This window comes from Frankia sp. BMG5.60 (assembly GCF_059428125.1).
The window spans coordinates 1,417,552-1,436,649 of record NZ_CM182091.1; the positions used below are offsets into that span (position 1 = coordinate 1,417,552).

At 72.5% G+C, this 19,098-nt stretch carries 17 protein-coding genes; 9 read left to right on the top strand and 8 right to left on the bottom strand.

Annotation, left to right across the window (positions count from 1 at the left end; all coding sequences use genetic code 11):
- Positions 1 to 53: 53 nt before the first annotated feature.
- Positions 54 to 1,229 carry a thiolase family protein gene (locus tag AC5R91_RS05800; RefSeq protein WP_495396082.1) on the bottom strand — a complete coding sequence of 392 codons (1,176 nt, stop codon included), beginning with the start codon at positions 1,227 to 1,229 and terminating at the stop codon, positions 54 to 56.
- The gene (locus AC5R91_RS05805) at positions 1,226 to 1,759 is read right to left on the bottom strand and encodes a Zn-ribbon domain-containing OB-fold protein (protein WP_495396083.1); all 534 of its coding nucleotides are present in this window, start codon (positions 1,757 to 1,759) and stop codon (positions 1,226 to 1,228) included. The genes AC5R91_RS05800 and AC5R91_RS05805 overlap by 4 nt, the downstream gene beginning before the upstream one ends.
- Before the next feature lie 269 nt (positions 1,760 to 2,028).
- Between AC5R91_RS05805 and AC5R91_RS05810 the strand changes: the two genes are divergently transcribed.
- Both AC5R91_RS05810 and AC5R91_RS05815 read left to right on the top strand, forming a co-directional pair.
- Positions 2,029 to 3,234 carry an aminotransferase-like domain-containing protein gene (locus AC5R91_RS05810; protein WP_495397903.1) on the top strand — a complete coding sequence of 402 codons (1,206 nt, stop codon included), beginning with the start codon at positions 2,029 to 2,031 and terminating at the stop codon, positions 3,232 to 3,234.
- 64 nt (positions 3,235 to 3,298) lie between these two features.
- Positions 3,299 to 4,264: a D-alanine--D-alanine ligase family protein gene (locus AC5R91_RS05815; RefSeq protein WP_495396084.1), complete on the top strand. Its 966-nt coding sequence runs from the start codon at positions 3,299 to 3,301 to the stop codon at positions 4,262 to 4,264.
- A gap of 216 nt (positions 4,265 to 4,480) precedes the next feature.
- On the opposite strand, the gene AC5R91_RS05820 is transcribed toward AC5R91_RS05815, so the two are convergent.
- A complete protein-coding gene (locus AC5R91_RS05820; RefSeq protein ID WP_495396085.1) occupies positions 4,481 to 5,461 on the bottom strand; it encodes a methyltransferase domain-containing protein in 981 nt (326 codons plus the stop codon).
- Positions 5,462 to 6,048: 587 nt separating this feature from the next.
- On the opposite strand from AC5R91_RS05820, the gene AC5R91_RS05825 reads away from it, so the two are divergent.
- Complete coding sequence (locus tag AC5R91_RS05825; protein WP_495396086.1) at positions 6,049 to 7,254, top strand: ABC transporter substrate-binding protein; 1,206 nt, start codon at positions 6,049 to 6,051, stop codon at positions 7,252 to 7,254.
- Positions 7,255 to 7,329: 75 nt separating this feature from the next.
- Here the strand turns inward: AC5R91_RS05825 and AC5R91_RS05830 are convergent, their stop codons facing one another.
- The 4 genes from AC5R91_RS05830 to AC5R91_RS05845 form a co-directional block, all read right to left on the bottom strand.
- Entirely contained in the window at positions 7,330 to 8,514 is a 1,185-nt protein-coding gene (locus AC5R91_RS05830; protein WP_495396087.1) for a cytochrome P450, read from the bottom strand.
- Positions 8,511 to 9,005 carry a nuclear transport factor 2 family protein gene (locus AC5R91_RS05835; protein ID WP_495396088.1) on the bottom strand — a complete coding sequence of 165 codons (495 nt, stop codon included), beginning with the start codon at positions 9,003 to 9,005 and terminating at the stop codon, positions 8,511 to 8,513. Before AC5R91_RS05835 ends, AC5R91_RS05830 begins: the two co-directional genes overlap by 4 nt.
- 81 nt (positions 9,006 to 9,086) lie before the next feature.
- Positions 9,087 to 9,977, bottom strand: coding sequence for an SDR family NAD(P)-dependent oxidoreductase (locus AC5R91_RS05840; protein ID WP_495396089.1), 891 nt, complete (start codon positions 9,975 to 9,977; stop codon positions 9,087 to 9,089).
- A 61-nt stretch (positions 9,978 to 10,038) separates the two neighbouring features.
- Positions 10,039 to 11,004 (bottom strand): LLM class flavin-dependent oxidoreductase, encoded by a 966-nt coding sequence (locus AC5R91_RS05845; protein ID WP_495396090.1) that lies wholly within the window; start codon positions 11,002 to 11,004, stop codon positions 10,039 to 10,041.
- A 305-nt stretch (positions 11,005 to 11,309) separates the two neighbouring features.
- On the opposite strand from AC5R91_RS05845, the gene AC5R91_RS05850 reads away from it, so the two are divergent.
- The 4 genes from AC5R91_RS05850 to AC5R91_RS05865 all read left to right on the top strand — a co-directional run bounded on the left by AC5R91_RS05850 (position 11,310) and on the right by AC5R91_RS05865 (position 14,925).
- On the top strand, positions 11,310 to 12,650 hold the full coding sequence (locus tag AC5R91_RS05850) for an acyl-CoA dehydrogenase family protein (protein ID WP_495396091.1): 1,341 nt from the start codon (positions 11,310 to 11,312) through the stop codon (positions 12,648 to 12,650).
- Positions 12,647 to 13,708 carry a phosphotransferase family protein gene (locus AC5R91_RS05855; RefSeq protein ID WP_495396092.1) on the top strand — a complete coding sequence of 354 codons (1,062 nt, stop codon included), beginning with the start codon at positions 12,647 to 12,649 and terminating at the stop codon, positions 13,706 to 13,708. The genes AC5R91_RS05850 and AC5R91_RS05855 overlap by 4 nt, the downstream gene beginning before the upstream one ends.
- The gene (locus tag AC5R91_RS05860; RefSeq protein WP_495396093.1) at positions 13,705 to 14,373 is read left to right on the top strand and encodes a TetR/AcrR family transcriptional regulator; all 669 of its coding nucleotides are present in this window, start codon (positions 13,705 to 13,707) and stop codon (positions 14,371 to 14,373) included. The genes AC5R91_RS05855 and AC5R91_RS05860 overlap by 4 nt, the downstream gene beginning before the upstream one ends.
- 150 nt (positions 14,374 to 14,523) lie before the next feature.
- Positions 14,524 to 14,925: an acyl-CoA thioesterase gene (locus AC5R91_RS05865; RefSeq protein WP_495396094.1), complete on the top strand. Its 402-nt coding sequence runs from the start codon at positions 14,524 to 14,526 to the stop codon at positions 14,923 to 14,925.
- 59 nt (positions 14,926 to 14,984) lie between these two features.
- Here the strand turns inward: AC5R91_RS05865 and AC5R91_RS05870 are convergent, their stop codons facing one another.
- Positions 14,985 to 15,800, bottom strand: coding sequence for an SDR family NAD(P)-dependent oxidoreductase (locus tag AC5R91_RS05870; protein ID WP_495396095.1), 816 nt, complete (start codon positions 15,798 to 15,800; stop codon positions 14,985 to 14,987).
- 316 nt (positions 15,801 to 16,116) lie between these two features.
- Between AC5R91_RS05870 and AC5R91_RS05875 the strand changes: the two genes are divergently transcribed.
- Together AC5R91_RS05875 and AC5R91_RS05880 are read left to right on the top strand one after the other, a co-directional pair.
- The gene (locus tag AC5R91_RS05875) at positions 16,117 to 16,770 is read left to right on the top strand and encodes a hypothetical protein (protein WP_495396097.1); all 654 of its coding nucleotides are present in this window, start codon (positions 16,117 to 16,119) and stop codon (positions 16,768 to 16,770) included.
- Positions 16,771 to 17,559: 789 nt separating this feature from the next.
- Positions 17,560 to 18,828, top strand: coding sequence for a hypothetical protein (locus AC5R91_RS05880; RefSeq protein WP_495396098.1), 1,269 nt, complete (start codon positions 17,560 to 17,562; stop codon positions 18,826 to 18,828).
- Positions 18,829 to 19,098: the final 270 nt, after the last annotated feature.

Sequence of the window (19,098 nt, forward strand, 5' to 3'; positions counted from 1 at the left end):
TCGCCATCCGGCCGCCCCGGCCGCTCGCCGCCCCGGCGCTCACCGTTCGGCGCTCAGCCGCTGACGAGGATCGTCGAGCGGTTCGTGCCGGCCATGCCCCCGGTGATCACGGCGCTGCGGGCGGCGTCGGCCTGACGCTCCCCGGCGTCGCCGCGTAACTGCTGCACCGCCTCGATCACCGCGCCGAACCCCTGCGTGGCACGCCCCTCGCTCAGGTTGCCGCCGTGCGTGCACACCGGTACCCGGCCGTGCAGCCGCAGCCGCTGCTCATCGTCGGACCACGACTCGCGCAGCAGCGCCGGGCCCTCCCCCGGCCCGGTGTACAGGGCCTCCAGCCACAGCATGGCCAGGATCGTGAACCCGTCGTACGGGTAGGCGAGGTCGATGTCGGCGGGGGTCAGGTCGGTGCGGGCGAACAGGTTGCCGACGGCGCGGCGGGCGGCGAGCCCGTCCGCCTCGGGCCACAGCAGCCCGTCGTTGCGCTCCGGCAGGGCGCTGGCGAACGCCTCGACGAGCACGGGCGGGTGCGGCAGGTCGCGGGCGCGGCGCTCGGTGGTGACCACGACGGCGAGCGCGCCGTCGATCGGCGCGTCCATGTCGAGCAGGCACATCGGATCGTCGATCATCGGGGCGGCGAGGTAGTCCTCGACAGTCATCGGGGCGCGGAACACCGCCCGGGGGTTGCGGGCGGCGTTCGTCCGGTTGTTCACGGCGATCCGGGCGAAGTCCTCCCGGGTGCTGCCGCGGCGCGCCATGTGCTCCCGCATGACCCGCGCGGCCCACAGCATCGAACCGCCATGCTCCACCAGCGCATGGTCGAGGCCGGGGTCGAACTCGTGCGCCGGGGCCTGTCGCAGCGGGTCGCCGCGGCCGACCACCGAGGTGTTCGCCCACCGGTACTTGCCGTGGTAGCACAGCGCGTAGTCGCAGTTGCCGGTCAGCACCGCGTTCGCCGCCGTCGACAGCGCCGTGACCGACGGCGGCTGCGCCGTGTCCCACCAGCGGACGTCGGGTAATCCCAGCGCGTCGACGACGTACCCGGGCCACAGCGTCGGCGAGTCCGTGCCGTAGACGCCGACGACCCCGTCGATCGCGTCCCGCGCGACCCCGCTGTCGAGGACGGCCGCGCGGGAGGCCTGTGCGACGAGGCTGCCCGGTCCCACGCCGCTGTCACGCGCCAGCTCCGACCACCCGATCCCCACGATCGCGGCCCGCTCCCGCCCGCTCATGCCCCCACCTTCCCCGCGCCGCCGCCGTCCACGGCACCGCCCTCGCGGCCGTCCGCGGCATCCCCCGCGCCGCCGTCCGCGGGATCCCCCTCGATGCCGTCCGTGGCGCCGTCCCCTCTGCCGAAGGTGCCACCGGGCGGCTGGACCGGGTCGGCGCCGACTGGCCCGAACTGCGGATACACGCCGCCGGCGTCCTCCCACCAGCCGAGTGCCAGCGGCATCCCGAGCGTGACCCGCGCCGGCTCGATCCCGACGATGCGGGCCAGCAGCCGGACGCCCGGCGCCTCCGTCAACGCCACGACCCCGCTGACCACCGGTGGCGACCCGGGCGCGACGCGGGGCAGGGAGTACGACACCAGCCGTCCCGCCCCGCCGAGCGAGGTCCCCACCAGGGCATCCGACCAGCAGCCAGGGCAGAACGGCCGCGGCGGGAAGACCCAGGTGCCGCAGTCGGTGCACCGGTCGACGCGCAGCTCCCGCCGCTGCCACCCCTGCCACAGGTCGACGGTGTCGTGGTTGATCCGAGCCATCCTGACCCCCAACTGCCCGGCAACTTTTTCTCGACTCGCGGGTCGAGCATATAACTCGGACGCGGTCGACGGCCTCGCCGAGGGATAGCGGAGGGATATAGGCGTCGGCCATTGGACGGCCGCGGCGGGAAGACCCGGGTGCCGCAGTCCTCGGAGCGATCGACCCGCTCACCAGCCGCTGACAGCGTCATCCGTTGCGGGGCAGGGTAGTGTCGCGGGGCGTGACTCTGGATCGGTGGCGGGATCGGTATGCGCAGCGCGCCCAGGGGATGATCGCGAGCGAGGTTCGGGCGCTGTTCGCGGTCGCGTCCCGTCCCGAGATCGTGTCGCTCGCCGGGGGCATGCCGGCGGTCGACGCGCTGCCGCTGGAGGCGGTCGCGGCGACCGTATCGGAGCTGGTGCTGAGCCGGGGGACAGTGGCGCTGCAGTACGGCTCGGCGCAGGGCGATCCGGGTCTGCGGGCGCGGATCTGCGACGTCATGGCGATGGAGGGCATCACCGACGCCCATCCCGACAACGTGGTCGTGACCGCGGGTTCGCAGCAGGCGCTGGACCTGCTCACCCGCGTGTTCGTCGATCCCGGCGACGTCGTCGTCACCGAGGGGCCCACCTACGTCACGGCGATCAACACGTTCGCGGCGTACCAGGCGCGGATCGTGCACGTGCCGATGGACGGCGACGGCCTGTCACCGAGCGCACTCACGCAGACGCTGGGGCGGCTGGCCGCCGAGGGCGCCCGGGTGAAGCTGCTCTACACGGTCCCGACCTTCCAGAATCCCGGCGGGATCACCCTCACGCCGCCGCGGCGGGCCGAGGTGCTGGAAATCTGCCGGCGCGCCGGGGTACTGGTGGTCGAGGACAACCCGTACGGGCTGCTGTCGTTCACGGGTGAGCCGGTGCGGGCGATGCGCGCCGACGCCCCCGACGACGTGGTGTACCTGGGGTCGTTCTCGAAGACGTTGGCGCCGGGGTTGCGGGTCGGGTGGGCGCTGGCCCCGGCGCCGGTGACGGCCCGGCTCGTCCTGGCCGCGGAGTCGGCGATCCTGTCCCAGTCGATGTTCACGCAGCTTGTGGTCGAACGGTATCTGGCGACCCAGCCGTGGGCGGAGCAGGTGAAGCTGTTCCGGGAGATGTACCGGGAGCGTCGCGACGCCATGCTCGACGCCCTGGCCGAGTCCATGCCCGCCGGCGCCACCTGGACCCGGCCGGATGGCGGGTTCTTCGTCTGGTTGACGCTGCCCGGCGGGGTGGACACCAGGGCGATGCTGCCGCGGGCGATCGCCGCCCGGGTCGCCTATGTTCCCGGGGCCGGGTTCTACGCCGACGGGTCGGGTGGCAGCAGCATGCGGTTGTCGTTCTGCTACCCACCACCCGAGCGCATCCGCGACGGGGTCGGCCGGCTGGGCCGGGTGGTGCGGGACGAGCTGGACCTTCGCGACACCTTCGCCCGCGACATCGTGGCCGACCAGCCATGATCTCGCCGACCAGCCTTGATGTCGCCGACCAGCCCTGATGTGCCCGACACCGAAGGACGCGACGATGACCGATCTGGGCCGTGTGCTGATCCTCGCCGGCGGGCTGTCGCCCGAGCGGGAGGTGTCGCTGCGATCGGGCGGCAGGCTGCGCGACGCGCTGACCCGCATCGGAGTCGAGGCCGAGTTGGCCGACGTCGATGCCGCGACGCTGCCCGCGCTGGCCGCCGACCCGCCCGACGTGGTGTTTCCCGTGCTGCACGGGACGTCGGGTGAGGACGGCACGATCCGGGAGGTCCTGGACCTCTACGACCTGCCCTACGTGGGCGCGGCGCCGCCGGCCTGCCGGGTGGCGTTCGACAAGGCGACGGCGAAGGCGGCCGTCGGCGCCGCCGGGATGGCGACGCCGGCGGCGGTGACGCTCCCCCGCGAGGCGTTCCACGACCTGGGCGCCGCCGCGCTGATCGACCGGATCGTGGCCCGGCTCGGACTGCCGGTCGTGGTGAAGCCCCGCGCGGGCGGGTCGGCGTTCGGGGTCAGCCGGGTCGACGACGCCGGCGGGCTCGCCGAGGCGCTGATGAGCTGCTTCGGCTATCACGACTCGGCACTGATCGAACGAGCCGTCGGCGGCGTCGAGATCACCGTCGGCGTCGTCGACACCGGCGACGGGCCGGTCGCGTTGCCGGCCGTCGAGATCGAACCGGCCGCGGGGGTGTACGACTACGCCGCCCGGTACACCGCGGGCGCGACCGCGTTCTTCACCCCGGCCCGCCTCGACGACGCGGTGCTGCGCGCCGCCGCCGAGACCGCCATCACCGCGCATCGCGTGCTGGGCCTACGCGACCTGTCCCGCACCGACCTGATCGTCGACGCGGCCGGCGTCGCGCAGTTCCTGGAGGTGAACGTGGCCCCCGGCATGACCGACACGAGCACCTGGCCGATGGGCCTGCACGCCGCCGGCCTCGACTTCGCCGTGCTCTGCCGCGACCTGGCGGCCCGAGCACGCACTCGCCGCGACCCCCCTCGCGGCTGACCGCGGCGCCGGCTCAGCGGCGACGGACACCCCGGTGGCATCAGAGTGCGCGGCCTGGCCTCGGCTCGGCCAGCGTTACCCGCCACCGGGGCGGGTCGAAGGGGTCGGCGAAGTACTGGGTCTCATGGACGACGAGGCGGGCGGACGAGGACAGCCGAGCCGAACGTCGGCACGCACCAGAAATCCGGATGGTCGGACCCGCCGGCAGCCGCCGCGCTACCCGGTCCGCCGATGAACGTGATGGATGAGGCGGGCGATCCCGCGGTAGGGATCCCGAGCCCCGGCCGCCCACTCTGCGTCGACGATGGCATCCACGTCCTGCTCCGGCGGGACGGCGCCGAGATGATCGGTGAAGGTTCTGATCCCGTACCAGGCGAGCGATCGCGTCCCGGCGGCGGTGAGGATCGCGGCGACGTTCGCCGGATCGTCGCCGGGTGGCATCCGCACCGCCGGCTGCCGGCCCGGTCTGGCGGACCCGGTGGCCTCGGCGGACCCGGTGGCCTCGGCGGACCCGGTGGACCTGGGCTCGCCGAGCAGCGCCGTGGTGTCCCGCCAGCGACCCTGCAGTCCCGCACGCAGCGCGAGCGCCGGGCCGTTCTTGCCGACCACGGAGATGATCCCGCCGGGCCGGGTGAGCTCGACGAGGACGTTCAACAGGGGCGCCGGCTCGGGGACGAACATGATGACGCCATGGCAGAAGGTGGCGTCCCAGCCGGTCCCCACCAGGCGAACGGCGTCCCGCCCGTCCCCCTGGACCAGCTCGACGCGCCGCCGGACCGACTCGGGGGCGTCGGCCAACCCGCGTCGCGTCTCGGCCAACATCCGCGGGTCGGGCTCGCAGACGGTCACGTCGTATCCCCGCCGGGCGAACTCCAACGCCTGCACGCCGTTCCCGCCGCCGATGTCCAGCAGCCGCGCTGGCGCGGGTGGCAGATGCTCGATCAGTGCGCGGGTGACCAGCCGCTGCCGGACAACTCCCCGCAGCGTCGCGGTGTGCGCCACATAGTCGGCCGCGTCCATGTAGTCGGCCGTGTCCGGGCCGTCGACGACGGCGAGCACCCGGGGCGCACCGGGGGTCGGGCACCCGGGACGCGGCTCCGGCTGGTGGCCGGCGACCCGCGTCGGCGGGCGGCCCCGAGGCGGAACGGTGGGGTCGGAAACGGGCGTACGGCGATCGCTGGTCGGGGACGGCTGCATCAGGCAGTGCTCCTTCCTCGTTACTGAGGGCCTGTCCCGTTCGGCGGTGCCGCGAACCTCTTCCGCGCGGTCCCCGGCATGCTCCCGGTCACCCCGGGCAGCACGAACAGGTGTCTCGGCTCTCCGCCCGTACCAGCAGCCCAACCTGGTACCCACCGGGCGGCGCGAGCGTGATGACCGCGAACGCGGTTCCGCGGAACACCTTGATCCCCCCGGCCAAGTCCGGTGGCGGAGCCGAGCAGATGCAGCGAGGCATCTGCGTATCCCCGCTGCCAGAACACCCGCATCGCCCGGTCCAGCGCCGCATCGACATCGAACTGCTTGCGGCCGGCCCATGGCCGACCCGAAATCCCTCAGGCCCCACCGGCATAGTGGTTTGCCCGCTGGATACGTGCCCTCTAAGCTGCCGAAATGACGGATACCCGTTCGATACCCATCCCGCGTTCCCGCCCGCCGGCCGCCGGCGACGGCGACGGCGCATTCCTGGGCGGCCCCGTTCCGGGAGCACGCCCGCTCGTCCGGACGCACGGTGCATCGATCCCTGCCCTTTTCTCAACAGACCGTCCGACCCCGGAGTTTCCCCTCTTATGCGCCGCTGTTCCCGCCTAGTCCCCGCGTTGGCTCTGCTTGCCGTCGCGACGCTGACCGGCTGCTCGTCCCCGGGCGCGAAAGCGGCCGGGTGCGACAGCCCCGGGGTCACCCCGAACGAGGTCAGAATCGGTCTGCTCTATCCCGACTCCGGTGTTCTCGCGCCTACCTTCAGTTCCTCCCGGGCTGGCATCGACGCCCGCCTCGGCCTGGTCAACGAGCAGGGCGGCGTCCACGGCCGGAAGATCGTCTACGACTGGCAAGACGACCGCGGGACCGCCGAGGCGAACAGCCAGGGCGCCCGCACCCTGGTGGAACGGCAGAACGTCTTCGGCGTCATCGAGTCCTCCTTCTCCGCCAGCGGCAGCGCCCAGTACCTCGCCGACCGCGGCGTCCCGGTGACCGGGATCGCGACCGAGAACATCTGGTCGCACTACCGGAACATGTTCTCGTTCTCCTATACCGACGGGAACGCGGTCGACACGTTCGGCACCTTCGTACACAACCGCGGCGGAAAACGCGTCCTGCTGGTACAGGCCGCGTTGTCCGCCAGCGTCTCGGAGCTCACCTCGAAATACGACCAGAGCATCCGGGCCGCCGGACTCGACCTGGCCGGCATCCTGAGCTACTCGTCGCAGACCGACAATCCCGCGGATACCGCGCGGCGGATCGCCGAGTCGGGCGCCGACACGGTCATCTTCCTCATCCAGCCGCCCGACTACCTCCAGGTGGTGAGCGCCCTGCGCGGCGCCGGTCGGCTACCGGGACTCGTCATGGCGGTCACCGGTTATGACCGGCAGCTCCTGGAAACCTCGGGCGCGCAGATGGCCGGGCTCGTCATCCCCGTGTTCTACCGCCCGTTCGAACTCGGCGGCGCCGCCGTCGAGACCTACGAGAAGGCGGTGACCCGCTTCGCCCCCCAGATCCCGCAGGCGCAACATGACTTCGCGCTGATGTCCTACGTCGACACCGACATGTTCATCCGCGGGCTGGAGGCGGCCGGCCCCTGCCCCACCCGGCGGGCGTTCATCGACGGTCTGCGGTCGGTGACGGACTACGACGCCGACGGTCTGATCTCGCCGGTCGACCTCGCCCACGGGCTCGGCAGGACGACGAACTGCTACTCGTTCGTCCAGGTCAACCCGGCGGGCACGGCCTTCGACGTGATCGACCGGGACCGCTGCGGACGGGAGATCACCCAGTAGCGGCCCGCGGCCCGGCGCGGGCCCTCCCCGGTCACGGTCACGCGGCCGGGGAGGGCCCGCCCCCCGCGGGCGCCGTCACCAGGTGACGGGCAGGTGCGCGGGGCCCATGACGAAGTTCGACCGGGTCCACTCCATCTCGCCGACGGGGTGGATGCCGGGAAACGCTCGCAGCAACGTGGTGATCATCGCGATCGCCTCCGCCCGGGCCACGTGGGCGCCGAGGCAGAAGTGCTGGCCGAGGCCGCTGAAGGCGAGATGCCGGTTGGGCGAGCGGGTGATGTCGAACCGCTCCGGGTCGGCGAACTCCCCCGGGTCCCGGTTGCCGGCGCCGTAGTAGACGCACACCTTGTCGCCGGCGCTGATGCTCCGCCCGCCGATCTCGACGTCGTGCAGGGCGGTCCGGCGGTTGTACACCACCGGGGTGACCCAGCGCAGCATCTCCTCGACGGCGGCGGGCATCCGGCCGTCGAGGTCCGCCTGCAGCAGCTCGCGCTGGTCGGGATGGGTGAACAGGGCGTGCATGCCGCCGCCGATCAGGTGCCGGGTGGTGTCACCGGCGCCGACGATGAGCAGGGTCATGTTCGCCGAGAAGTTCTCCAGGCTCATCGGCGCCCCGTCCACCTCGCAGGCCGCGAGCATCGAACAGACGTCGTCGCCGGGGTTGACCCGGCGGTCCTCCCAGACCTGGATCGAGTACTTGATCAACGCCTCGGTCGCGCCCTGGCGCTCCTGCTCGGTGTAGGCACCGCCGCCGAGGCCGATCTCGATGTACTCGTAGAGGCGCACCGCGTCCTCGCGGGGGATGCGCAGCACGTCGGCCGTCACGTAGGCGGCGATCTTCCCGGCCACGTCGACGGCGAGGTCGCACCCGCCGGCCGGGCGGATCTCGGCGACGATCGCCTCGGCGGCGTCGACGAAGCGGGTCATCCGGCGGCGCACCGCCGAGGGCATGAACCCGGGCACGACCGCACGGCGGATCACCGTATGCAGCGGGGGGTCGAGGTTCACCATCGACTTGTCCTCGGTCTCCATGAAATCCTCGATCATGGAGACCGGCCAGTGGGAGAAGTTCTCGTCGTCGCGGTTGACGGCGCGGATGTCCTCCCAGCGGGTGACGGCCCAGAAGCCCGGCCCGTTCGGCTCGTCGTTCCAGTGCACGGGGTCGTGCTCGCGCAGCCGGGCGTAGAGCCCGTGCGGATGCCCGTGCTCGAAGCTCGCCAGGGAGTACAGGTCGATCGACTCGGTTTCCAGGATCGTCATGCGGTCGCTGCTCCTGCGGTCGAGACCGCCGGCGCCGCGGCGGGCAGAGTGATCTCTTCGAGGATGGTCGCCGAAAGGGTCGTGATCGCGAGGCGGCCGTCGGCCTCGCGCATCGTCACGTGGTAGTCGCCGACGCCGTGGGCGGTGCCGTCGGCCCGGCCAAGCCAGTACTGGAAGTAGCTGCGCACGTCGACGGAGCCGTCGGGCTCGACGTCGACGAGCAGGTTGGACACGAGGTGGCGGGCCCACTGCCGCTGGTCGAACAGCGAGGCGAGGATGCCCACCACGGTGTCGCGCCCGGCGAAGACCTGCTGGGTTCCCGGGCCGCCCTCGACGGTCCCGCCGGCCACGACGAGCGCGGCGTCGGCGGCGAAGACCTCCCGCAGGGCGCCCGCGTCGCCCTGGTCGATGGCCCGGCAGTAGCGGTGCAGGACCATGCCCGCGCGCCAGCCGAGCTCGGCCGGCCCGCGGTCGTCCGGTAACTCAGGCATGCAGCCTCTCCCTTTCGTCCCGTCAACGTTGTCGTCCGATCACCGGCTTCACCGGCTCCGCCGATCGGCGGTGTCGTCGGATCAGCGGTCGATGACCATCCAGAGGTTCGCCACCGAGCTGCCGGCGTCGCAGACGACCGCCTGCCCGTTGACGAGCGACGCCTCGTCGGAGACCAGGAAGCGGTGCACCCGCGCCACCTCCACCGGGTCCGCGGCCCGGTTCATCAGCGCCTGCGCCGCCGCCCCGCCGACCGGCCCGGCCGACGCCGGTGCCGCCGACGCCGGTGCCGCCGACGCCGGTGCCTCCGACGCCGGTGCCTCCGCCGCGTCCGCCCGGGCCTGCGCCTCGGCCTGGGCCATGAGCATCGGCAGCACGTCGGTGTTCGCCAACAGGTTCGTGGCGACGCCGCCCGGGCAGGCGCAGTTGACCCGGATCCGATCGGTGACCAGCTCGAAGGCGAGGGCCCGCACGACGGCGATGATGCCGCCCTTCGACGCGCTGTACGCGGCCTGCCCGGCCACCCCGGTCAGCCCGGCGATTGACGCGGTCGCCGACATCGCCCCGCCGCCCGCGCGGCGCAGGGCCGGGACGGCGGCGGCGAACGTGCGGATGGTGCCCGCGAGGTTGATGTCGAGAATGGCCGTCCACCGTTCCTCGTCGAGGTCCTCCAGCCGCCGGGCCACGGCCGGACCGCCCACGGTGCCCGCGTTCGCGATCACCGTGTCGAGGTGGCCGTAGGTGGACTCGGCGGCGGCGACGGCCGCCCGCACCTCGTCGAGGCGACGCACGTCCACCCGGTGGAAGACGGCCTGCCCGCCGGCCGCGACGATCTCCTTCGCCACGGCCTCCCCCTGGTGGTCGATGTCGGCGACGACGACCCTGGCGCCGTCGGCGGCGAGCACCCTCGCCGTCGCGGCGCCGATGCCCGACGCCGCCCCGGTGACGAGTGCCACCCTCCCCCGCAGACTCATGACGATCTCCGATCCTGGCTCTTCCGGTCGACACACGCAACAGACGTGACGGAGTGGCTTCTCAGAGTGCCTTTGCCGCAGCCGCAAGGCCTTCGACGAGCTCCCCCGCCTCCGCGGCCGAACGAAGGCGGTGGTTGGGACCGGCGACGGCCATGGTCGCCCCGGCCTCGAGGTAGGGCCTGGCGGCGGCGACGGTGCGCGCCACGTCGACCCCGCCGCCTCCGTCGGGCACGGGTGGCAGTGGCACCCGCACGACGAGCGTCGCCGGGTCGCGGCCGGCGTCGACGTATGCCGAGCGAAGCGCGGTCACGCCGGCGCGCACCTGCTCGGGCCCGACGCCCACCGGCGTCCAGCCGTCGCCGAGACGGGCGATGCGCCGGACGTTCGCCGCCGTCGCGGCCACGCCGTAGTAGAGCGGGATGCGGCGCTGGACAGGCACGGGCCGCGCGGTCAGGCCGTCGAGGCGGCCGGCGTCAGAGCCGTCGGCGTCACCGCGGGCAGCGTCACCGCGGGCAGCGTCGAGGCGGGCAGCGTCGAGGCGGGCAGCGTCGAGCGGCAGGGAGAACGGCTGCTCGCCCCAGGCCAGCCGGCAGGTCTCGATCACCTCGTCGAAGCGGCGCCGGCGCTCGGCCCAGGCCAGCCCGACGCCGGCGTACTCCTCGGGCTGCCAGCCGGTCCCGACACCGAGCTCGACCCGCCCGTGGGAGATCACGTCGAGCGTCGCGACCTCCTTGGCGAGCACGAGACCCGCCCGCAGCGGGGCGAGCAGCACCGCGGTCGACAGCCGGATCCGCTCGGTGACCGCGGCGACCGCGGCCAGCGAGAGCAGCGGATCGGGCCAGGCGGTGTCGGGCGGGTGGCCCCACGGCCCGTACGGGTAGCGCGAGGTGTCGGGCGCCATCACGAGGTGCTCGCCGAAGCACAGCGAGTGCAGCCCGGCCGCGTCGGCCTGCCGGGCCATCGCGAGGAAGGCGTCGAAGTCGCCGCCGGGAGCCAGGCCGGGCCGGGCGAACAGGCAGAGGTCCACGGGGGCGATCTCCCTCCAGCACCGGCGCGGCCGGTCCCCCGGCACCGTCGCCGCGAGGATTGGCCGACCGTAAGATCGCCCCCGATTTTTGTCAACCGGCCAGTCGACCGAACCGTGCCGGCAAGCCGCCCGCACCAGCCCCACACCATCCGAGCACCACCCGACCACCGCCCGACCACCCGACCACCGACACCACGCAGCACCGCCGGCACCGCCCCGCCACCCGCCACCCGCCACCCGCCGCCCGCCGCCTCGCTAAGTCTCCCGCTTGACGTTCTAAAGCAACTGGCTTAGAAATCGACGTCATGGCGTGGGACTTCGAGACGGACCGGGCGTTCGCCGAGCAGCTCGAGTGGGTCGACGCGTTCGTGCGGGAGGAGGTCGAGCCGCTGGATCACGTCCTGCGGGAGCCGTTCGACAAGACCGACGAGGTGGCGAACGCGATCGTGCAACCGCTGCAGCAGACCGTGCGGGAGCGCGGGCTGTGGGCCGCCCACCTCGGTCCCGAGCTCGGCGGGTCCGGCTACGGGCAGGTACACCTCGCGCTGCTCAACGAGATCCTCGGCCGCTCGCGCTGGGCGCCGTCGGTGTTCGGCTGCCAGGCGCCGGACTCCGGCAACGCCGAGATCCTCGCCCACTTCGGCACGCCCGAGCAGCGAGCCAGATACCTCCAGCCGCTGCTCGACGGCCGGATCAGCTCGTGCTACTCGATGACCGAGCCGCAGGCCGGCGCCGACCCGACGCTGTTCCGCGCCTCCGCCCACCTCGACGGCGACACCTGGGTCCTGCGGGGCGAGAAGTGGTTCTCCACCAACGCCCGCTACGCCAGCTTCTTCCTGGTCATGGCGATCACCGATCCGGACGCCGGCCCGTACGAGCGGGCCAGCATGTTCATCGTGCCGGCGGGCACGCCCGGCCTGGAGATCGTCCGCAACGTGGCGCTCGGCCACGAGGCGCCCGAGCTCGGCGCGCACGGGTACGTCCGCTATGACGACGTGCGCATCCCGGCCGATCACCTGCTCGGACAGCGCGGCCGGGCGTTCGCCATCGCCCAGACCCGGCTCGGCGGCGGCCGCATCCACCACGCGATGCGGACCATCGCCATGGCGCGGCGCGTCTTCGACGCGATGTGCGAGCGGGCGCTGTCGCGTCAGGTGCGCTCCGGCTCGCTGGCCTCCCTCGGCGTGGTGCAGGAGCAGATCGCCGACAGTTGGATCGAGATCGAGCAGTTCCGCCTGCTGGTGCTGCGCACTGCCTGGCTGATCGACAAACACAACGACTACCGCCGGGTCCGCCGCGACATCGCCGCGGTGAAGGTGGCGATGCCGAAGGTGCTGCACGACATCTCCCGCCGCGCGCTGCACCTGCACGGCGCGCTCGGCATCTCCAACGAGATGAACTTCGTCGAGATGCTGGTCGCCGCGGAGCTGCTCGGCCTCGCCGACGGTCCCACCGAGGTGCACCGGGTCACGATCGCCCGCGAGGTCCTCAAGGACCACCGGGCGGTCGAGACGCTGTTCCCGAGCGATCATCTGCCGACCCTGCGGGAGGCGGCCACCCGCCGGTTCGCCGACCGCCTCGGCGGCCTCGCCGGCGACGGCGGCCTCGGCGGCCTCGGTGACGGCGTCGCCTCGGCGCAGACATGAGCGGCCCAGCGGACGATCCGGCGGGCTCCGTGCCCGGGGTGGACCTCGGCCGGCTGGCCGCGTGGATGGACGGCGAGGGCCTGCCGGCGGGGCCGATCAGCGCCGTCGAGCGGCTCGCCGGCGGCACCCAGAACGTGCTCGTGCGCTTCGACCGCGGCGGGCTGCGGTTCGTGCTGCGCCGCCCGCCCGTGCACAAGCGGCCCGACAGCGACCGGACGATGCGCCGGGAGGCGTGCGTGCTCGCCGCGCTGGCGTCCACCGACGTGCCGCATCCCCGGCTGATCGCCGCCTGCTCCGACGAGACCGTCCTGGGCGCGGCGTTCTACCTGATGGAACCGGTCGACGGCGCCAACCCGACGGTCGAGCTGCCCGCCGGCTACCGGACCTCGGCGGACTGGCGGCACCGGCTGGGCCTCGCGATGGCCGAGGGGGCCGCCGCGATCGCCGCCGTCGACCACGCCGCCGCCGGCCTCGCCGACCTGGGCAAACCCGCCGGCTACCTGGAACGACAGGTCGGCCGCTGGCGCGGTCAGCTCGAGGGCTACCGCACGCTGCCGGGCTACCCGGGACCCGAGGCGCCGGAGCTGGACTCGATCGGCGCCTGGCTGGACGCCCACCGGCCCGACGACTTCCGCCCCGGGCTGGTGCACGGCGACTACCATCTCGCCAACGTGCTCGTGACGGCGGACCGCCCGGCGCTCGCCGCGATCATCGACTGGGAGCTGGCGACCATCGGCGATCCCCTGCTCGACCTGGGCGGCCTGCTCACCACCTGGCCCGGTCCCGAGGGGCCGCCACGCGGGGCGCCGGGCGTACGCCCCTGGGACGGGTTCCCCACGGCAGCCGAGCTCGTCGCCCGCTACGGCGAGATCAGCGGCCGGGACCTGCGATCCCTGCCCTGGTACGAGGTCCTCGCCAGCTACAAAATCGGCATCATCCTGGAGGGGACCTACGCCCGCGCCTGCGCCGGCCAGGCCGACCCCGCCGTCGGCCGGCAGTTGCGCGCCACCGCCCGGCGGCTGTTCGCCCGGGCGAGCGCGCGGATCGCGACGGCATGAGCGGCGAGCACACCCGCCGCGACCTGCTGCTGGCCGCCGAGCGGCTGTTCGCCGCCGGCGGCATCGACGGCCCCAGCATGCGCGAGATCAGCAAGGCCGCCGGGCAGCTCAACACGAGCGCGCTGCAGTACCACTTCGGCGACCGGCAGGCCGTCCTCGCCGCGATCATCGACCGGCATCACCGGGACATCGAGACCCACCGGCTCGGCCTGCTCGACACCCTGGAACTCGACGGGGAACCCCGCGGCGAGCCCGGGCTGCGCGCGCTGGCCGCCGCGCTCGTGCTCCCCCAGGCGGCCCGCCTGGACCACTACGACGGCGGACCCGAGTACCTGCAGATCATCGCCGAGGTGACCGCGTGCCCCGAACGCTTCGCCGCCAGCTTCGCGGCGGCGTCGGCCGCGCCGAGCATGGTCCGCTGGCGCGCCCTGGTCACGCCGTTCCTGCCGCCCGCCGCGGTGGGCCCGCCGCTGCACCGCCGGTTCGCGGCGATCCGCTTCCTCAACGGGGAGCTGGCCACCCGCGCCCGGGAGCACCACCGCCCGGACCACCGCCTGTTCGCCAGTCACCTCGTCGATCTGGTGACGGCGATCCTCGCCGCCCCGGTCTCGGCGCAGACGAGCCGGCACATCCACTCCAGCCCGCCGAGCCCCGCCGACCGGTAGGGTCGGAATTCGGCACGACGCCGGATTGAGGGCCGAATACGCAGCTCACCGGGTCGTGTCCAGGCGGGTCGAGCAACCGGGGCGACCCGGGGTCGGTAGTGCCCGCGGCCGTGCCGCGCGGCCTTCAGGGGGAGCGAGGCACCGCGGGCGATGCTTCGGTACATGCTGCCGGTGACGCACCGGCCGGATCGCGACGGCGTGCTGAGCCAGCACCGCCACGTCCCCTTCTTCCTGGCCCTGGAGATCGCCTCCCAGGCCTGGGCGCGGGCGCTCGCGACGACCTGCGAAGGGCTGCTCGCCCCCGCCGACCTCGCCGTCGTCGACGTGGCCAGCACCTACCGTCGGGAGCTGTTCACCGGTGACGTCCTGTTCGACGTCAGCCTGGCGAAGTTCGGCACCAGCTCGCTGACCTTCGCCCTGGAACTCACCCAGCACGATCATCCGGCGGCGAGCCTGACCGCGACTCTGGTCAAGGTCGACGCCGACCGGCTGCACTCGATGCCCTTCACCCCCGAGCAGCGGGCCGGCCTGGAGCGGCTCCTGCTCGCCTGAGCACCACGCCGGGCGCCGTCCAGGCCCGGTCCCCCCCTCCCGTCCCCGGGAACGGGTGCCTACCAGGGGAGGTCGGCGAGCAGCGCCTCGACGCGCGCCCGCACCCCCGCGGCCGTCTCCGGGTTGGTGAGGATGTGGACCCGGTCGACCTCGACGCCCTCGATCGCGATCCGCGCGACATCCGCCGGCAGCAGGATCCCCTCGCCGCGCTGCGCCGCCCGGTCGGCGAGGGTGTCCGCCGGGTCGGGTGTCTGCGCCCCCGCCGGCTGGTTCGCCCGCGACGTCTCACTGAGCGCCGTCGCCACCGGCCCCGGACACAGCACGCTCGCGCCGAGGGTGGGGGCGACCGCCCGAAGCTCCAGGTCGAGCGTCTCGGTCAGCCCGATGACGGCATGCTTGACGGCGTTGTACGGCGTCAGCGTCGGCAGCGGCATGAGGCCGCCGACGGAGGCGGTGTTGAGCACGTGGCCGCCGCCCTGGCGGATCAGGTGCGGCACGAAGTGGTGCACGCCGTGGACGACCCCGAGCAGCGCCACGTCGATCAGCCAGCGCCAGCTTCCCAGGCTCTGCTCCCACATCGGCGCCGGCCGGCTCACCACGCCGGCGTTGTTGCACACCAGGTCCACCCGGCCGAAGCGGTCGATCGTGGCCTCGGCGAGGGCGCCCACCTGGTCGGCGTCGCCGACGTCGGCCGCGACCGCGAGCGTCGTGGCCCCGGTCGCGGCGAGCGTGGCGGCGGCCCGCTCGACGGCGTCCGGCTGCACGTCGGACAGGACGACGTGGACGCCCCGGGCCGCGAGCGCCTCGGCCAGCCCGTACCCGATGCCGCTGGCCGCCCCCGTCACCACCGCGACCTGCCCCTGCTCGATCCTCATGACCGCATCCTGCCGGGAAACGTCCCCGGGCGTCGACGTCGGCGTGAGCCGTGCAGGTAGGCGCCACCGCAGGGAACCGATCCGCACCGCGACCCGCGCACCGCGACCCGCGCACCGCGACCGGCGCACCGCGACCGGCCGTTACCGGTGCTCGGCGCGACGGGCTCAGCCGCGATGCGCCATCCAGCGCGGCTCCGACGCCCTCCGATGTAGCGGGTACAGTGCGATCAGATCACTTCATGGGCGCCTATATCCGGCGGAGTCACAGTCGATTTCCCGGCTCTACGGCGGCCGTGCGTCATGGGTTGGGGGGCCTGTGAGCAGTTCAGGTGGTTCCGACGGCGGCCTGCTCGGCAACAGGGCTGTCGCCTTCTGGGCGGTGGTCACGGGCATTCTCGCGGTGGTGACCTTCAGCGTGGGCATCGCGACCAGGTTGACCGCCGGCCCCGACGGGCCCACTCCCACCCCCACGCCGACCCTCTCCTACCCCGCCCCGTCGCCATCCTCCACGTCGCCATCGCCCACCCCGCCGCCGTACCGGGAAGCCGCGGGTGCCGGCCCATCCCCCACCGTGCGGACGACTCCGCTGTGGCCGTTCGTCACCGCCGGCGGGGCGGCGACCTCGCCGTACCGGCTGCCCCTCGGGACGGCACCCGCCGGTCCCCGGCCGCTGCGGTACACCTTCACCGGGGCGAGTCAGTATCCGTGTTCGTCGGAGGGCCGAATCCGCTCACTGTTCCAGGCCCCGGTGCAACTCGTGGTGGAAAACCGCAGCTCCCAGCTCATCCAGCTCTACTATCTCGACGCCACGGGAAACCGGATCGCGCAGACCACCATCGCGTCCGGTCGCAGCGTTTCCGTGGCGAGCCACCTGGGTGACGCCTGGCTGCCCGCCACCGGCCAGGCGGACTGCATCGGCATCTTCGCGCTGCGCGCAACCAGCCGCATCCAGATCTTCGACGCCCGCTAGCCGCCCGCGGTCCGAGAGCCTCCCGGCGCCGGAGGAAGCCCGGTCCCCGCAGTAGGACAGGCGCAGCGGCAGGGTCCGTACGCCCCGGTAGGTGACGGCGACCTCGGCCGGCGTGAACGACCGGACGCGGCGCAGCAGTGCGCGGAAGGCGAGCTCCGGGGCCCGATCGGGGTAAACGTGCAAGGCACCGCCCAAATCGGGGTTCTGGAGCCCCACAGGCTGACAGGGGCGAACTCGGGCCCTCGACATCGTTCACCTGGGCGATCCGCCGGACGTCCTCCCCGGTATCCGTGCGATCACATAAACACGTTGTAAACCGGCTGTCCTCGCCGGGCCGCCGGCAACCGACAGCATTGCGCATCATTCGGGGAAGGTGGGCCTTTAGCTGCTGCCGCGGCGAAGCGCCGCACCCAGGATTCAGGTTTTTCTGCTGGCTCGTCGGCACGCCGTTGATCTGGAGGCGCGTCGCCCCCTATTTCCATCTTCCGGGAATCCTTCCGACGCTTTTTGTCTGGACACAAACCCGGAACTCCGGGCGGTTGGGCGGCCAAAGCGTGAACCTTCTGATGCCTATAGAGATTCGACTCCGTCGACTATCCCGCGGGTAACCCGTACGGCCGGCTGCGCCGATTCAACGGATCGACCAGCTAGGTTGTCGCTCGCAGTAGTGGAGTCAATGCAAGTTACGAGAAAGGGTACGGTATGAAGAACAGGACCGGACGTTACGCCGCTCTTCTCACGATGTCTGGTGTCGCGACCGGCGTCGTCTTGCTTGGTCCGGGCGTGGCCATGGCACAGGCTGCGGAGCCGACCGCGGCCGCTCCCCCCACAGGAGCTGCCGAGGCCGCCGGAATCCAGGACCCGTGGTTCCCGCTCTCCTTGCAGGGATGGAACCCGCACAAGGGCGAGTGGGATCCCAAGAAGCGGGACGTGGTCAAGAAGAAGGAAAAGGCGACCTTCGAGCGGGTGACCTGGTTCGACAAGAAGGAGCACCACAAGAACTGGGACAACCAGTGGGACGATGGGACGTACCCGGGTGACGACCCGACCTGGAACGACAACGACGCGGGATCGGACGTAGCGGATCAGGCGTCCCCCGTGGCGTGGGACCCGAACAAGGGTAAGTTGGATCCCAAGATGCGGGACGTCGTCAAGAAGAAGGAAAAGGCGACCTTCGAGCGGGTGACCTGGTTCGACAAGAAGGACCACCACAAGAACTGGGACGACGGGACGTACCCCGGTGACGCCCCGACCGGAAGCGCCGACGACCCGACCGGAACCGCCGACAACCCGACCTGGAACGCCGACGACCCGACCGGAACCGCCGACGACCCGACCGGAACCGCCGACAACCCGACCTGGAACGCCGACGACCCGACCGGAACCGCCGACGACCCGACCGGAACCGCCGACAACCCGACCTGGAACGCCGACGACCCGACGTGGAACGCCGACGACCCGACCGGAACCGCCGACAACCCGACCTGGAACGCCGACGACCCGACGTGGAACGCCGACGACCCGACCGGAACCGCCGACAACCCGACCTGGAACGCCGACGACCCGACGTGGAACGCCGACGACCCAACCTGGAATGGCGACGACCCGACCGGAAGCACCGACGACCCAACCTGGAATGGCGACGACCCGACCGGAACCGCCGACAACCCGACCTGGAACGCCGACGACCCAACCTGGAATGGCGACGACCCGACCGGAAGCACCGACGACCCAACCTGGAATGGCGACGACCCGACCGGAAGCACCGACGACCCGACGTGGAATGGCGACGACCCGACGGGGATCGGTGATGATCCGACGGGGGACGACGCGGATCAGGCGAACCTCGTGGCGTGGGACCCGAACACGGGCAAGTGGGACCCCAGGCAGCAGGACGTCATCAAGAAGAAGGAGAAGGTGTCCTTCGAGCGGGTGCTCTGGTTCGACAAGAAGCACCAGAAGGACCACCACAAGAAGTGGGACGACGAGTCGGAGCAGACCGATTCAGGCTCCAACGGTCCCGGGGATGACGCGGAGGGCGTCGACCTCGCCGGCTAGTACGGCAGCCGCTGGCGGGTAGTTGGCCGCGAGTGGGGCGCCTGCATGGCGGTGCTCCGCTCGGCGTACGCCGCCGGGCGGTCGCGGGCGATGCGGCCACCGGCCGGTCATCGCGGGTCGGACGACTCGTGGCGATCGACCGGTGGCAGGGTCCCAAGTCCGCCGGCTGAGAACGGGCCCGCCCGGCCGCCCGCCCGTGTCGACCTGGCCCTCCATGCCTGCCACGCCACCCTGTGTCCGCATCCTGCGACCGGAGGCAGGTAGGGCATC

Coding starts and splice junctions, on each gene's coding strand:
- AC5R91_RS05870 (WP_495396095.1), bottom strand. CDS start 15,800: ATGAGGATCGAGCAGGGGCAGGTCGCGGTGGTGACGGGGGCGGCCAGC.
- AC5R91_RS05860 (WP_495396093.1), top strand. CDS start 13,705: ATGAGCGGCGAGCACACCCGCCGCGACCTGCTGCTGGCCGCCGAGCGG.
- AC5R91_RS05840 (WP_495396089.1), bottom strand. CDS start 9,977: ATGAGTCTGCGGGGGAGGGTGGCACTCGTCACCGGGGCGGCGTCGGGC.
- AC5R91_RS05855 (WP_495396092.1), top strand. CDS start 12,647: ATGAGCGGCCCAGCGGACGATCCGGCGGGCTCCGTGCCCGGGGTGGAC.
- AC5R91_RS05815 (WP_495396084.1), top strand. CDS start 3,299: ATGACCGATCTGGGCCGTGTGCTGATCCTCGCCGGCGGGCTGTCGCCC.
- AC5R91_RS05850 (WP_495396091.1), top strand. CDS start 11,310: ATGGCGTGGGACTTCGAGACGGACCGGGCGTTCGCCGAGCAGCTCGAG.
- AC5R91_RS05820 (WP_495396085.1), bottom strand. CDS start 5,461: ATGCAGCCGTCCCCGACCAGCGATCGCCGTACGCCCGTTTCCGACCCC.
- AC5R91_RS05800 (WP_495396082.1), bottom strand. CDS start 1,229: ATGAGCGGGCGGGAGCGGGCCGCGATCGTGGGGATCGGGTGGTCGGAG.
- AC5R91_RS05825 (WP_495396086.1), top strand. CDS start 6,049: ATGCGCCGCTGTTCCCGCCTAGTCCCCGCGTTGGCTCTGCTTGCCGTC.
- AC5R91_RS05810 (WP_495397903.1), top strand. CDS start 2,029: ATGATCGCGAGCGAGGTTCGGGCGCTGTTCGCGGTCGCGTCCCGTCCC.
- AC5R91_RS05835 (WP_495396088.1), bottom strand. CDS start 9,005: ATGCCTGAGTTACCGGACGACCGCGGGCCGGCCGAGCTCGGCTGGCGC.
- AC5R91_RS05805 (WP_495396083.1), bottom strand. CDS start 1,759: ATGGCTCGGATCAACCACGACACCGTCGACCTGTGGCAGGGGTGGCAG.
- AC5R91_RS05830 (WP_495396087.1), bottom strand. CDS start 8,514: ATGACGATCCTGGAAACCGAGTCGATCGACCTGTACTCCCTGGCGAGC.
- AC5R91_RS05865 (WP_495396094.1), top strand. CDS start 14,524: ATGCTTCGGTACATGCTGCCGGTGACGCACCGGCCGGATCGCGACGGC.
- AC5R91_RS05880 (WP_495396098.1), top strand. CDS start 17,560: ATGGCACAGGCTGCGGAGCCGACCGCGGCCGCTCCCCCCACAGGAGCT.